Annotated in this window: 11 protein-coding genes; 8 read left to right on the top strand and 3 right to left on the bottom strand. The window is 61.7% G+C overall.

Annotation, left to right across the window (positions count from 1 at the left end; genetic code table 11):
- Nucleotides 1-66: 66 nt before the first annotated feature.
- Nucleotides 67-1,425 (bottom strand): glutamine synthetase family protein, encoded by a 1,359-nt coding sequence (locus tag AC3WWR_RS24370; RefSeq protein WP_033045488.1) that lies wholly within the window; start codon nt 1,423-1,425, stop codon nt 67-69.
- A 162-nt stretch (nt 1,426-1,587) separates the two neighbouring features.
- On the opposite strand from AC3WWR_RS24370, the gene AC3WWR_RS24365 reads away from it, so the two are divergent.
- The gene (locus tag AC3WWR_RS24365) at nt 1,588-2,520 is read left to right on the top strand and encodes a helix-turn-helix domain-containing protein (protein WP_083349140.1); all 933 of its coding nucleotides are present in this window, start codon (nt 1,588-1,590) and stop codon (nt 2,518-2,520) included.
- Here the strand turns inward: AC3WWR_RS24365 and AC3WWR_RS24360 are convergent.
- Nucleotides 2,517-3,098 carry a cupin domain-containing protein gene (locus tag AC3WWR_RS24360; protein WP_020800511.1) on the bottom strand — a complete coding sequence of 194 codons (582 nt, stop codon included), beginning with the start codon at nt 3,096-3,098 and terminating at the stop codon, nt 2,517-2,519. The genes AC3WWR_RS24365 and AC3WWR_RS24360 overlap by 4 nt on opposite strands.
- 151 nt (nt 3,099-3,249) lie before the next feature.
- The gene (locus tag AC3WWR_RS24355; RefSeq protein ID WP_492599139.1) at nt 3,250-5,211 is read right to left on the bottom strand and encodes an oxidoreductase; all 1,962 of its coding nucleotides are present in this window, start codon (nt 5,209-5,211) and stop codon (nt 3,250-3,252) included.
- 314 nt (nt 5,212-5,525) lie between these two features.
- Between AC3WWR_RS24355 and AC3WWR_RS24350 the strand changes: the two genes are divergently transcribed.
- The 7 genes from AC3WWR_RS24350 to AC3WWR_RS24320 all read left to right on the top strand — a co-directional run bounded on the left by AC3WWR_RS24350 (nt 5,526) and on the right by AC3WWR_RS24320 (nt 13,765).
- Complete coding sequence (locus AC3WWR_RS24350; RefSeq protein ID WP_020800508.1) at nt 5,526-6,575, top strand: ABC transporter substrate-binding protein; 1,050 nt, start codon at nt 5,526-5,528, stop codon at nt 6,573-6,575.
- 77 nt (nt 6,576-6,652) lie between these two features.
- Complete coding sequence (locus AC3WWR_RS24345; protein WP_020800507.1) at nt 6,653-7,444, top strand: class II aldolase/adducin family protein; 792 nt, start codon at nt 6,653-6,655, stop codon at nt 7,442-7,444.
- A gap of 216 nt (nt 7,445-7,660) precedes the next feature.
- Nucleotides 7,661-8,320 (top strand): TetR family transcriptional regulator C-terminal domain-containing protein, encoded by a 660-nt coding sequence (locus AC3WWR_RS24340; protein WP_020800505.1) that lies wholly within the window; start codon nt 7,661-7,663, stop codon nt 8,318-8,320.
- A 74-nt stretch (nt 8,321-8,394) separates the two neighbouring features.
- Entirely contained in the window at nt 8,395-9,111 is a 717-nt protein-coding gene (locus tag AC3WWR_RS24335; RefSeq protein ID WP_020800504.1) for a response regulator, read from the top strand.
- Between the two features lie 32 nt (nt 9,112-9,143).
- Nucleotides 9,144-9,890, top strand: coding sequence for a substrate-binding periplasmic protein (locus AC3WWR_RS24330; RefSeq protein WP_020800503.1), 747 nt, complete (start codon nt 9,144-9,146; stop codon nt 9,888-9,890).
- Nucleotides 9,887-12,148 (top strand): ATP-binding protein, encoded by a 2,262-nt coding sequence (locus tag AC3WWR_RS24325; protein WP_492599138.1) that lies wholly within the window; start codon nt 9,887-9,889, stop codon nt 12,146-12,148. The genes AC3WWR_RS24330 and AC3WWR_RS24325 overlap by 4 nt, the downstream gene beginning before the upstream one ends.
- 204 nt (nt 12,149-12,352) lie before the next feature.
- On the top strand, nt 12,353-13,765 hold the full coding sequence (locus AC3WWR_RS24320; RefSeq protein WP_020800501.1) for an amino acid permease: 1,413 nt from the start codon (nt 12,353-12,355) through the stop codon (nt 13,763-13,765).
- Nucleotides 13,766-13,862 lie beyond the last annotated feature (97 nt).

Raw genomic sequence — 13,862 nt, 5'->3', positions numbered from 1 at the left:
GCTCGCTCCCACAGGGGAATGCATTTCAAATGTGGGAGCGAGCCTGCTCGCGAAGAGGTCTTCGAGTCAGACGCTGAGCAACAGGAACTCGCGCTCCCACGAGCTGATCACGCGCTTGAAGTTCTCATGCTCGGCGCGCTTGACCGCGACGTAGCCGCGCACGAACTTGTCGCCCAGGTAGCGGCTGACGGTGGCGCATTCCTCCATCTGCGTCAGCGCGTCTTCGATGGTGATCGGCAGGCGCAGGTTGCGCCGCTCATAGGCCCGGCCCTGCACCGCGGCGCTCGGTTCAATGCGCTCGACCATGCCCAGGAAACCGCACAGCAGGCTGGCGGCGATGGCCAGGTAAGGGTTGGCATCGGCCCCGGGCAAGCGGTTTTCCACACGCATGGCGTCGGGGCTCGAGGTCGGTACGCGCAGGCCGACGGTGCGGTTTTCTTCGCCCCATTCGACGTTCACCGGTGCCGAAGTGTCCGGCAGGAAGCGGCGGAACGAGTTGACGTTCGGCGCGAACATCGGCAGGACTTTGGGGATGTACTTCTGCAAGCCACCGATGTGGTGCAGGAACAACTCGCTCATGTTGCCGTCGGCGTCGGCGAAGATCGGCTGGCCGGTGGCAATGTCCACCACGCTCTGGTGGATATGCATGGCGCTGCCCGGCTCATCGCCGACCGGCTTGGCCATGAACGTCGCCGCGACATTGTGCTTGAGCGCCGCCTCGCGCATGGTGCGCTTGAACACGGTGATCTGGTCGGCCAGGTCCAGGGCGTCGCCGTGGCGGAAGTTGATTTCCATCTGCGCCGGGCCGTCTTCGTGGATCAGTGTGTCGAGGTCCAGGCCCTGGAGTTCGCACCAGTCGTAGACGTCTTCGAACAGTGGGTCGAATTCGTTGGCGGCGTCGATGGAGAACGACTGGCGACCGCTTTCGGCGCGCCCGGAGCGGCCCATCGGGGCCTTGAGTGGCAAGTCCGGGTCTTCGCAACGCTGGGTCAGGTAGAACTCCATTTCCGGCGCGACAATCGGCCGCCAGCCTTTATCGGTGTACAGCTGCAGGACTTTCTTGAGCACGTTGCGCGGCGACAGTTCAATCGGGTTGCCGAACTTGTCGAAGGTGTCGTGAATCACGATGGCGGTCGGCTCGATCGCCCAAGGCACGACGTACACTGCATCGGATACCGGCTTGCAGACCATGTCGATATCCGCCGGGTCAAGCAGGTCGTAGTAGATGTCGTCGTCGACAAAGTCCCCGGTTACCGTTTGCAACAGCACACTTTCCGGCAGGCGCATGCCTCGCTCATGCAGGAACTTGTTGGTGGGTGCGATTTTGCCGCGTGCAATGCCGGTCAGGTCGCTGACGACGCACTCGACTTCGGTAATCTTGTGATCTTTCAGCCAAGTGAACAGCTGATCGAAAGGGACATTCATAAAGACCTCGTTATTGGTTTTATTAACGCCAGGAGAGGCCGGTTTCATCCGCCGGACACTTCCCCTGTAGCGCGTTGACGTCTATCTTGGGCGAGCCTTGCGGTTCCATCTATCCACTTTAAGCAGGACAAAGCGCACCAAAAGAGTGCGTAAGGTCACCCAATGACAGTCTGCAATTCACTACACGTTCAAGCGTTCAATACCTGTGATATCGCCGAGCAAATCCGTGCCACACCGGGCTGGGTCCAGCATTACCAACAGATGTCGCCGGGGCATTTTGCCGGCAGGGTGCGCTATCTGGATCTACAGGGCGTAGAGATTTACGAGGAGCACATGAACACCCGGGTCGAGCAGAATTTCAGCGCGCCACAAGGCGCGCTCGCGTTCTGTTTCGACCGTAGCGACAACGCGCTGTACGTGTTGAACGGCGAAAGCCGCAATATCTGGATCACCCCGGAGAACTACCAGGAAATCGCCGTGGTGTTCGGGCCCGAGTTTGTCCAGCGTCACGCCCTGGATGTCGCGCGGCTGGAGGGGTTGTTCATGGCGCCGCTCAATTCGCATCAAAATGCATTGTTCAGCCGTTGGCTCAGCGCAACCCTGACCCAGCTGTCGCAGACCTACGACCCGCCAAGCCGCGAAGCCTTGACCCAGCAACTGCTGGAGGATTGCCTGTTCATCCTCGACAACGCCTGTACCTGCCTCGACCCGGGAGCATTGCAGCGCCGGGCAGGGGAGCGGGCGATCATGAAGCGGGTAGGGGAATGGGCGGCGGAGAGCCCGGAGGAACAGCTCAACCTGTTGGCGTTGTCCGAGGTCGCCGGGGTTTCATTGCGCCAGCTGCAGCATGCCTTCAAGACCTTCACCGGCATGGCGCCAACCCAATGGCTGCGCCTGCGCCGCCTGAACAGCGCCCGTCGCGAACTGCTCAGCCGCACGCCGGCACAAACCACCGTGGCCGAAGTGGCGATGCACTGGTCGTTCTGGCACCTGGGGCGGTTTTCCAGCAGCTATCGCGCGTTGTTCAAGGAACTGCCGAGCGACACCCTCAAGCGTGCAAGCGTGGTCCAGGCAGCCGGGCGTGGCCGGCGCTAGAAAGTCGGTGGGGTAATCACCCAGATCACCACGGCATCCACGTCGCCGGGATTGCCATAACGATGCGGTTCCTGGCTGGAGAAACTGAAGCTGTCACCTTCATTGAGTTGAAAGTAGCGCTCGCCGACCCACAACTCAAAGCTGCCTGACAGCAGATAGCCGGCTTCTTCGCCGTCGTGGCTATAGCTTTGCTGGCTGTAGGTGCCGGGCGGGAAACGCGAGTGGAGCATTTCCAGCTGACGGTTGGCTTGCGGGGTCAACAACTGGTCGACGATGCCGTCTTCGTAATGCACGTTCAGGCGGCTGTGCTTGCGCACGACAATGCCGTCGTCTTCAGGGTCGGTGACCGCCTCGCTGGCGAAAAACCATTGGATGGTCACGCCGAGACTGCGGGCAATGTTGAACAGCGCCGGGATCGACGGATAGGCGAGATTGCGTTCCAGTTGGCTGATGTAGCCAGCGGTCAGCTCGCTCTGTCGGGCCAGTTCCGCCAGGGTCATGCCCCGGCGTTTACGCAGGCCGCGAATCCGCGTGCCGAGAAAATGCGGTTCGGCCTGGGTCTTGCTGTCATTGCTCATACTGAGTTCCAAACCGGTAAGCTACGGCCCACTGTAGGAGCTGCCGCAGGCTGCGATCTTTTGATCTTGTATTTTGAAAGCAGGTCAAAAGATCGCAGCCTGCGGCAGCTCCTACAAAGGTTGGCGCTAAAGCCCCGGAGTATAAACAGGCTTAAAGCTCCCACGCGACTTTAAGTCCCTCATAAATCGCTTCTTCGGCGGTACGCGGCGCCAGGCAGTCGCCGATACGCCGAAATTCCACCAGGCCTTGCAGTTGCGCGCCCAGGGTATCCACTGGCTGATGGCCCTGGCAAAGCACCAGCGTATCGACGTTCTCCATCAGCATCGGCTCGCCGCTGGCGGTGTGTTGCAGGTAGACCGTGTTGTCGTCACAACCGTACAACCGGGCGTAAGGGATGACGGGAATGGCGAGCTTGTGCAACTCGCCAGCCAATTGATCGCGCACGTACAGCGGCAGGTTTTCCCCGCAATGGGTGCCGTTGACCGCCAGTTGCACTTGATGTCCGGCACGGGTCAGGCGCTCGGCGATACCGGGGCCGATCCAGTCGCAGCGCCAATCGACCACCACCACCGAGCGGCCGATTTTTACCTCCTCACGCAGCACTTGCCAGGCATCCACCACGTGCAGCTCGCCACCGCGCTCGAAGGGCGGCCAATAGGGTTCAGCACCGGTGGCGACGATCACCGTGTCCGGCTTTTCCTGCTCCACCAGAGCGCGGTCGACCCGGGTATTGCGCACCACACGCACCCCGGCCAATTGCATTTCCCGCTGCAGGTTGGTGCTGGCACCCCCGAATTCACTGCGCCGTGGCAGCAGTTGCGCGAGCAACACCTGGCCGCCCAGTTGCGCGCTGGCTTCGTACAGGGTCACCTCATGCCCGCGCTGGGCGGCCACCGCAGCGGCTTTCATCCCGGCCGGCCCACCGCCGACGACCATGATGCGCTTACGTTTTACAGTCGCTTGGCGCTGGCCAAATATCAATTCACGACCGGTTTCCGGGTGCTGGATGCAGGAAATCGGCAAACCCTTGTGGAAGTGCCCGATGCACGCCTGATTGCAGGCAATGCACGCGCGCACATCTTCCACGCGGCCGTCGTCGGTCTTGTTGGGCATTTGCGGATCGCAGATTAACGCCCGCGTCATGCCGCACACATCGGCCTGGCCACGCGCCAGAATCAGCTCGGCTTCCTGGGGCTGGTTGATGCGCCCGGTGACGAACAACGGAATGCTCAAGCCAGCCTTGAAGGTGCCAGCCTCCTTGGCCAGGTAGGCCGCTTCGATCGCCATCGGCGGCACGATGTGCACGGCCCCCCCGAGCGATGCCGAGGTGCCGGCGACAATGTGAACGTAGTCCAGCAGGGGTTGCAGCGATTGCACGGCAGCCAGGGACTCGTCTTCGGTCAGCCCCTCGGGGTCGCGTTCATCGGCAGAGATGCGCAGGCCGATGATGAAGTGCTCGTCGGTCGCAGCGCGAATCGCAGCGATGACTTCACGCAGGAAACGCAGGCGCTGCTCCAGCTCGCCGTTGTAGCCGTCGGTGCGCCGGTTGACGCGCGGGTTGAGGAACTGCGCCGGCAGGTAACCGTGACTGGCAACCACTTCCACGCCATCGATGCCGGCTTGATGCAGGCGTCGGGCCGCCGCCGCGTAACCGTCGACAATCTCGTCGATCATTGCCTGGACCAGCGCCCGTGGCATAACCCGGAAGCGCTCGTTGGGCACCGCCGATGCCGAGTAAGCCACGGCCAGCAGGCCATCGCTGGATTCCATGATTTCCCGTCCCGGGTGGAACACCTGCGACAGCACCACCGTGCCGTGGGCGTGGCAGGTTTGCGCCAGCTTGCGGTAGCCCTCGATGCATTCATCGTCGGTAGCCATCAGAACGTGGGAGGTGTACCGCGCACTGTCATGCACCCCGGCCACCTGCAGCACGATCAGCCCGACGCCGCCTTCGGCACGTGCCCGGTGATAGGCAATCAGCTGCTCGTTCACCAGGTTGTCAGTGGGCATGGAGGTGTCGTGACCGCTGGACATGATGCGGTTTTTCAGGCGCTTGCCACGGATCTGCAAGGGTTCGAACAGGTGAGCAAAAGCTGGGGTCGGGCTCGACATGGTGCGCATACTCCGGGCGGGCTGACCTGTAGGAGCGAGCATGCTCGCGATGGACGTAAACCATAACGCGGGCATTCAGGCAGCCCGCGTTATCGTTGGCCCCCATCGCGAGCATGCTCGCTCCTACAGAGGCAGCAGGTATTCGTTGTTTTTGTTGGGTCTATAAAAATTTACCCGTAGTAAAAAATCAACTTGTTTTTTTACTTAGCCTTGATTAGTTTCGTGTCGAGCCCGCTCCTGGGGCGAACCTCACCAACAATAAAAAAGGGCCATGCCGACCTTGGGTCGCCTGGCACCTGCACGAGGAACCACTGATGAAATCGAATACGCTCAAGCACGGTTTTTATCCCTTGGCGCTGACCCTGGCCATGGGCCTTGGCAGCGCACAGGCAGCGTCGGACATGGTGGTGGTCGGTTATGGCGGCGCCGGACAAAAAGCCCAGGACGTGGCGTTCTTCCAGCCTTTTGCCGCCGTGGATCAAAGCAAGGTGATCCAGAGCGAATACAACGGTGAAATGGCCAGGATCAAAGTGATGGTCGACACCGGCAACGTCGACTGGGACGTGGTGCAGATCGAAGGTCCGGACCTGATGCGTGGCTGCGAAGAGGGCATGTATGAGCGACTGGACTGGAATCGCCTGGGTGGCAGCGAAGAGTTGATCCCCGAGGCGGCGCAAGAGTGCGGGTCCGCCGCGTTGGTGTGGAGCGTGGCGATTGCCTACGATCGCGACAAACTGGCCCAGGCCCCGACGTCATGGGCAGATTTCTGGGACGTACAGAAAATCCCCGGCAAGCGCGGGCTGCGCAAGCGTGCGGTGTACAACCTGGAGTTCGCCCTGCTGGCGGACGGCGTGAAAACCGAAGACGTGTACAAGGTACTCGGTACCCCGCAAGGCGTGGACCGTGCATTTGCCAAGCTCACTGAGCTAAAGCCCTACATCCAGTGGTGGGAGGCCGGGGCGCAACCGCCGCAATGGCTGACCGCTGGCGACGTGGTGATGACCTCGACCTACAGTGGGCGCATCGCCGACGCCGCGCAGAAAGGCAGTCATCTGGGCCTGGTCTGGCCCGGCAGCCTGTACGGCATGGACTACTGGGCAATCATCAAGGGCTCCAGGCACGTCGACCAGGCCAAGCGCTTCATCGCCTTTGCCAACCAGCCGGATGCACAGGTGAAATACGTCGAGCAAATCCCCTACGGTCCGACCAATACCCAGGCCGCCGCGCGGCTCGATGACAAACTGGCGCAATGGGTGCCCACGGCGCCGCAGAACCTCAAGGGCGCGTTGTCGATGAACGTCGGCTTCTGGGTCGACCATGGCGAAGAACTGGAAGAACGTTTCAACGCCTGGGCCAGCAAATAAGTACAGGGGATGGCTGGACCTGTCGAAGCGTCCAGCCTTACTGTCTGCCCAACCGAACACCCTGGAGACCCCGAACGATGAGTAACATCGCAACCGCCCTGACCGCCCCTGAACGCAGCGCGACCGAACAGCGCCTGCGAGAAGAGCTGGCGGCCTGTTATCGCCTGATTGCACACTTTCGCATGACCGACCTGATCTTCACTCACATCTCGGTGCGTATTCCAGGGCCGGAGCATCACTTCCTGATCAATCCCTACGGGCTGATGTTCGATGAGATCACCGCGTCCAACCTGGTGAAGATCGACCTCGATGGCAACGCGGTGGAGCCGTCGCCGTACCCGGTCAATCCGGCCGGGTTCGTGATTCACAGCGCCATCCACGGTGCCCGCGAAGATGCGCAGTGCGTGCTGCACACCCACACTAAATCCGGTTGTGCAGTGGCGGCGTTGAAGTGCGGGTTGTTGCCGGTGAACCAGATTTCCATGGAGTTCTACGGCCGGGTGGCCTATCACGACTACGAAGGCGTGGCCCTGGACATGAGTGAGCAACAGCGACTGGTGGCCGACATGGGCGACAAGCCGGTGCTGATGCTGCGCAACCACGGCCTGCTGACCGTCGGCGAAACCGTGAGCCAGGCATTTTTGCGCATGTATTACCTGGAAAAGGCCTGCGAAATCCAGCTGGCGGCGCAGGCGGCCGGGGAGTTGGTCCTGCCACCGGCGCAGGTGTGCGCGCATACCGAGCGCCAGTTCAATGACCCGGGGCGGCCGCTGGAAGAGGGTGAGTTGAGCGACCCTGATGCCATGCAATTGGCTTGGGCGGCGTTACTGCGATTGTTGGAGCGGGTGGCGCCGGGGTATCGGGACTGATCGGGATCATGTGTGAATGGACTGACGCCTTCGCGAGCAGGCTCGCTCCCACAATTGGTCAAGGCGTTGGGAAATATCGTGCACGACAAGAAACCTGTGGGAGCGAGCCTGCTCGCGAAGGCGATCTTTCAGGCGGGCATACTCTTGCTGTACATTCGTTCAACTCGCAAGCCATAACGCGAGCCCCAACGATCGACAAACCAGGAGCAGTCGCCCATGAATCAGGAAGCCCGTTTTTCCCGCATGGAACCGGAGTTGCGCAAGGCCAATCTGATCGAGGCGACACTGGTGTGCCTCAAGCGCCATGGTTTCCAGGGGGCGTCGATCCGCAAGATTTCCGCTGAGGCGGGCGTATCGGTCGGGCTGATCAGCCATCACTATTCGGGCAAGGACGAACTGGTGGCCGAGGCCTACATGGCGATCACCGGGCGCGTCATGACGCTGTTGCGCGACGCCATGGAGCAAGCGGCACCCACTGGCCGGGAGCGTTTGTCGGCGTTCTTTCGCGCGTCCTTCTGCGCCGAACTGCTCGACCCGCAACTGATCGACGCCTGGCTCGCCTTCTGGGGCGCAGTGAAAACCGCCGAGGCGATCAATCAAGCCCACGAGCATTCCTATGGCGAGTACCGCGCGATCCTGGGCAAGGTGCTCAGGGAGTTGGCGCAGGAGGAGGGGTGGGAGGAAGGGGGAGAGCACTTCGACGCCGACCTGGCCGCGATCAGCCTTAGCGCGTTGCTCGATGGCCTGTGGCTGGAGTCCGGGCTCAATCCCGGGACCTTTACCCCCGAGCAGGGCATCCAGATTTGCGAAGCCTGGGTCGACGGTTTGCAGGCCGGCGGCCGGCAGCGGTTTTGCGTGCAGACGAGTAGCTGTTGATCGCCCGTTCAGCAGTGGCTACTCTCTGCCGCTGATGCAAGCCCTCTAATAAGAAACAAGCAGGACACCCAGCAATGACTCCTCGGGTACTGATCGTCGATGACGATCCGCTGATTCGCGAACTGTTGCATGCCTACCTGTCACAGGAAGGCTACGACGTGCACTGCGCCGCCACGGCGGAACTGGCCGAAACCTTCCTGGCCAGCCAGGCTGTCGACCTGGTCATGCTTGATATCCGCCTGCCAGGCAAGGACGGCCTGACCCTGACCCGCGAACTGCGCGTGCGATCGGAAGTCGGGATCATCCTGATCACCGGGCGCAATGACGAAATCGACCGAATCGTCGGCCTCGAATGCGGCGCCGATGACTACGTGATCAAACCTCTCAATCCACGGGAACTGGTGTCGCGGGCAAAAAACCTCATTCGCCGGGTACGCCATGCGCAGGCGCCACAGCCGGTTGCCGCTGTCGCCAAACCGGTCAAGCAATTCGCCGACTGGGCGCTGGACACCGACCGCCGGCGCTTGATCGATCCGGACGGCAGCGAGACCTTGCTGACCCACGGCGAGTACCAGTTGCTCAGTGTATTTTTGCGCAACAGCGGCCACACCCTTAGCCGCGATCAATTGATGGACCAGATCCGCAACCGCGAATGGGTGCCCAACGACCGCTCGATCGACGTGCTGGTGGGGCGCTTGCGCCGCAAACTGCATGACGATCCCGCCGAACCGCAACTGATCATCACCATCCATGGCGCCGGCTACCTGTTCACTGCCAGCCTGGCGGCGTGACGACGGTGGGACGGTTGTTCTGGGCGTTACTGATGTTATTGGCGAGCAACGTGCAGGCGGCGGACAAGATCCGCTATTGCGATTACCCGGTGTACCCGCCGATTTCCTGGAGCGACGGCAAACAGGTGCGTGGCCTGGCGCCCAGTGTGGTCAGGCAGTTATTCGGCCAACTCGGCTATGAGGTCGAGATTGTGGTGCTGGGTAACTGGAAACGCTGCCTGCTGGACGTCGCCGAAGGCCGGGTCGATGTGGTGCTCGCCTACAGCACCGCGCAACGGGAACAGAGCATGTTGTTTTCCACCGTTGCGGTGCTGCGCGAAGAGGTGGCGCTGTTCATCAATCGCCAGCATCCGGTGAAGTTCGAACAACTGCAGGACCTGGCCCACTACCGTGGCGGCTTGCTGTTCGGTGAAAGCTACGGCCTGGCATTCGATCGCATGGTCGCGCAACACAACAACATCGAATGGGTCGCCAGCAGCCGCCAGAATTTCGGCAAGCTGATTCGCGGGCGCATCGATTTCATCACCCAGGAGCGCCGCACCGGTGAGCTGTACGTGGAAACCCTGCCTGGCGCCCAGGACATCGTGGCCTTGCCCAAGGCCCTGAGCGTGGACTATTTGCGGGTCGCCGTTTCCCGCCGTTCGCCGTTGTCCGCCCACATGCCGCAGATTGATGCGCAGTTGCAGCGCATGGTGGATGCCGGTGATATCCAGCGCCTTCTCAATGAAAGCGAGGTCATCTACCGCGACATGATCAACCTGCCGGCGAACGCACAATGATCCGCGCACGTGCCGGTGGACTGCTGCGGCGCCTGCTGTGGTTCATCCTGCTGTTCAGCCTGTGTTTTACCGTGCTGGCCAGCAGCGTGCAGTTGTATATCGAGTATCGCCGGGAAATGCGCGAGATCGACTCGCGCATGGAGCTGATCCGCGCCGGTTACCTGGCCAGCCTGGAGCGCAGTCTCTGGGACCTGAACCAAGAGCAATTGAATGTGCAACTGCGCGGCCTGGTGGATTTCTCCGACGTCGCCAGGGTGCATTTGACCGGTCCCGATTTCGACCTGGTGCAAGGCAATCCCGCGCCGGCAGGGCCGTTGCGCATCGAGCGCTTTGCCCTGGATTACCAACCACCTGCCGGTCCCTTGCGCTATCTCGGCGAGCTGGAAGTCAGCACCGACCTGGGGGCGGTGTATCAACGCCTGTATGCCACCGGCTTGACCAACCTGTTGTGGATGGCGGTGTTTTTCTGCGGTCTGGCGGTGGCGTTGTCGGGGCTGTTTTATCGCCTGGTGACCCGGCATCTGAAAGTCATGGCCGAATTTGCCCGGCGCATTGCCGCAGGGCAATGGCACGAGCCGCTGCGCCTGGACAAGCGTCCTGGCGCGCAAAACGACGAAATCGACACCGTGGCCCATGCCCTCGATGACATGCGCAGGGCGATCCTCAGCGACATCGACCGCCGGGAAACCGACCGCCTGGCCCTGCAGGACAACCGCGACGAATTACTGCGCATGGTCGAGCGGCGCACGGCCAGCCTGATGCGCGCCAAGGACGACGCCGAAGCGGCCAACCTCGCCAAATCACGGTTTCTGGCCACCATGAGCCACGAACTGCGCACGCCACTCAATGGCATCCTTGGCATGGCCGAGCTGCTGAGCGGTGCCCGTCTCGACCCGCAGGACAGCAGACGCCTGGATGCGCTGCACAAGGCCGGCGAGGGGCTGCTGACGATCCTCAATGAAGTGCTGTATTTCGCCAAGCTGGAGGAGGGCACCAGCCTCCCGGAACCGGTGAATTTCTCGATGCGCCAATTGCTCGATGAAGTCCTCACGCTGCTGGAACCCAAGGCGCTGGACAATGACACGATCCTGCATTGCCGCGTCGATCAACGGGTGGCCGAGCATCACCACGGTGCCGAGCAATACCTGCGCCAGGTGCTGAGTAACCTGTTGGCCAACGCGATCAAGTTCACAGAAAACGGTGACGTCTGTGTCGAAGTGGCATTGCTCGCATTGCCGCCAGATCTGGGCGGACAGCGTCTGCGGGTGAGTGTCACCGACAACGGCATCGGTATAGCCCCGGCGATGCAGGCGAAGATTTTCGAGCGATTCACCCAGGCCAGCGAAGAAGTCGCACAGCGTTATGGCGGCACGGGACTGGGGCTGGCCATCTGTAAGCATCTGGTGGAGAAGATGGGGGGCTGCATCGGCGTCAGCAGCGAAGTCGAGCGCGGCAGTTGTTTCTGGTTCGAGTTGACGTTGCAGCCGGCCATCGAGGCCATTGCCTCGACGCCCACTTATGCGGCGGGCCCGGCGCTGGACATCCTGGTGGTCGAGGACGTGGCGCTCAACCGCGAAGTGGCCGAGGGCCTGTTGCAACGGGACGGGCATCAAGTGTGGCTGGCCAACGACGCTGAACAGGCATGGGCGCAATGCTCGGCGCGCAGCTTCGATCTGATCTTGCTGGACGTGCACCTGCCGGGCATGAGCGGCGTCCAGTTGTGCAAACAGATCCGTGACAACGACGGACCTAACCGTGAGACGCGCATCTTTGCCTTGACCGCCAGCGTGCAACCGGCGTTGGTACGCGGTTATCTGGATGCGGGCATGGATGGCATCCTGGCCAAACCCCTGAAGCTGGACAACCTGCGACAGGTGCTGGCGGGGCGGGCAACTACCGGCCTGTCCGAGGTTGACGACGCAGCGATGGACTGGCCGTTGCTGCAGACCCATCGCAGTTTGCTTGGCGAGCAGAAAGTACAGGGCTTGCTGACCGTATTGCGCGACTCAATCGTGCAACACCGTGAGGCACTGGGCGAAGCCATTGAGGCCGATGATTGCACCGAAGTCGCACAACTGGCGCACCGCCTGGCCGGCAGCGGCGATTCCCTGGGGTTTCGTGCCTTGGCCGAGGCATTACGGAGTCTGGAAATCGCGGCGCTGGGCAATGACCAAACCGCGATTCGATCGTTGGTGCCCTTGGTCGAAGCGCAACTGCAAGGTTCGCTGCACACGATCAAAGGCCTGTTGCAGCGCTGACGTACAAATTTGTTACGACTTTCTACAACTTCGATCTTTACGTACAACAGGGCCTTACATGGCTTTCCAATAATCGACGCAACCGCCGCAGCGCGGTCTTCGAAGCTTATTGGAGATAATAATAATGAATTGCCGTAAAGCTGCTTCCTCCCTGCCTGACTTCCCGTCATGCGCTGCCCGCCTCAGCGAGTCGGGGTGCCGGGCATGAGCGAAAACACTGATCGTAAAGGCATCCAGCTGACTCGGGCCCTGAAGAGTCGGCACATTTTCATGTTGTCCCTGGGCGGCGTGATCGGCACCGGGCTATTCATGGGCTCCGGCGTGACCATCAACCAGGGCGGGCCGGTGGGAGCGATCCTGGCCTATCTGGTCGCCGGTTTCCTGATGTACCTGGTGATGGTCTGCCTCGGCGAATTGTCGGTGCAGATGCCGGTGTCCGGTTCGTTCCAGACCCACGCGACCAAGTTCATCGGCCCGGCCACCGGCTTCATGATCGGCTGGGTGTACTGGATGAGCTGGGCCACCACCGTAGGCCTTGAGTTCACCGCAGCTGGCATGTTGATGACGCGCTGGTTCCCGGAGGTGCCGATCTGGTATTGGTCAGCGTTGTTCGTGGTAGTGCTGTTCGGCATCAACGCGATGGCAACCCGTGCCTTCGGTGAGGCGGAATACTGGTTCTCCGGGATCAAGGTGGCGGCGATTCTCGGGTTCATTGTGGTCGGTGTGCTGGTGATCTTCGGCGCAATCCCGCTGACCAGTGGCGCGCCTGCACCGATGATGACCAACCTGATCGGCGATTCGTTGTTCCCCAACGGCATGTCCGCGGTATTCGCGGTGATGATGACTGTGGTCTACGCCTTCCAGGGCTGCGAGATCATGGGTGTGGCGGCGGGCGAAACCGACCAGCCGGAAAAAAGCATTCCCCGCGCCGTGCGCAACGTGGTGTTTCGCGTGTTGATCTTCTACGTCCTGGCAATCGTCGTACTGTCGGCCATCGTGCCGTGGCAGCAGGCTGGGCTGATGGAAAGTCCGTTCGTGCAAGTGTTCGACATGGTCGGCATCCCCTACGCCGCCGACCTGATGAACTTCGTGATCCTCACGGCGATCCTGTCGGTGGGCAACTCCGGCCTGTATGCCTCTACGCGCATCCTGTGGGCCATGTCGAAAACCGGCATGGCGCCAAAAAGCCTGGCGCCGTTGAGCAAGCGTGGCGTGCCATTGCGTGCGTTGAGCATCACCTTGTGTTTCGCCCTGGTGTCGCTGATGACCAGTTTTATTGCCGCCGACACCTTGTTCATGGTGTTGATGGCGGTGAGCGGGATGTCCGGCACCGTGACCTGGATTGTCATCGCCCTGGCGCAGTACAAGTTCCGCAAGGCCTACCTGCGCGACGGCGGCAAGCTCAGCGACCTCAAGTACCGCGCGCCGTGGTTCCCGGTGTTGCCGCTGATGTGCATCACGCTGTGCTGCTCGCTCTTCGTGTTCCTGGCACTGGATGAAACCCAGCGACCATCACTGTATTGGGGCTTTGGATTTATTGCGCTGTGTTATGGCGCGTATTTCCTGTTCCATCGCAAGCGTGAAGAGGTGTTGGCGCCGAGCCTGCCGAGCGTATAGATCCCTGTCTCAACACCCCCCCTGTGGGGGGGGGGGGGGGGGGGGGGGGGGGGGGGGGGGGGGGGGGGGGGGGGGGGGGGGGGGGGGGGGGGGGGGG

The organism is Pseudomonas sp. EB271-G4-1, from assembly GCF_058791355.1.
The sequence above is the reverse complement of the archived record's forward strand: the minus strand, read 5'-3'. Positions and strand labels throughout refer to the sequence as shown.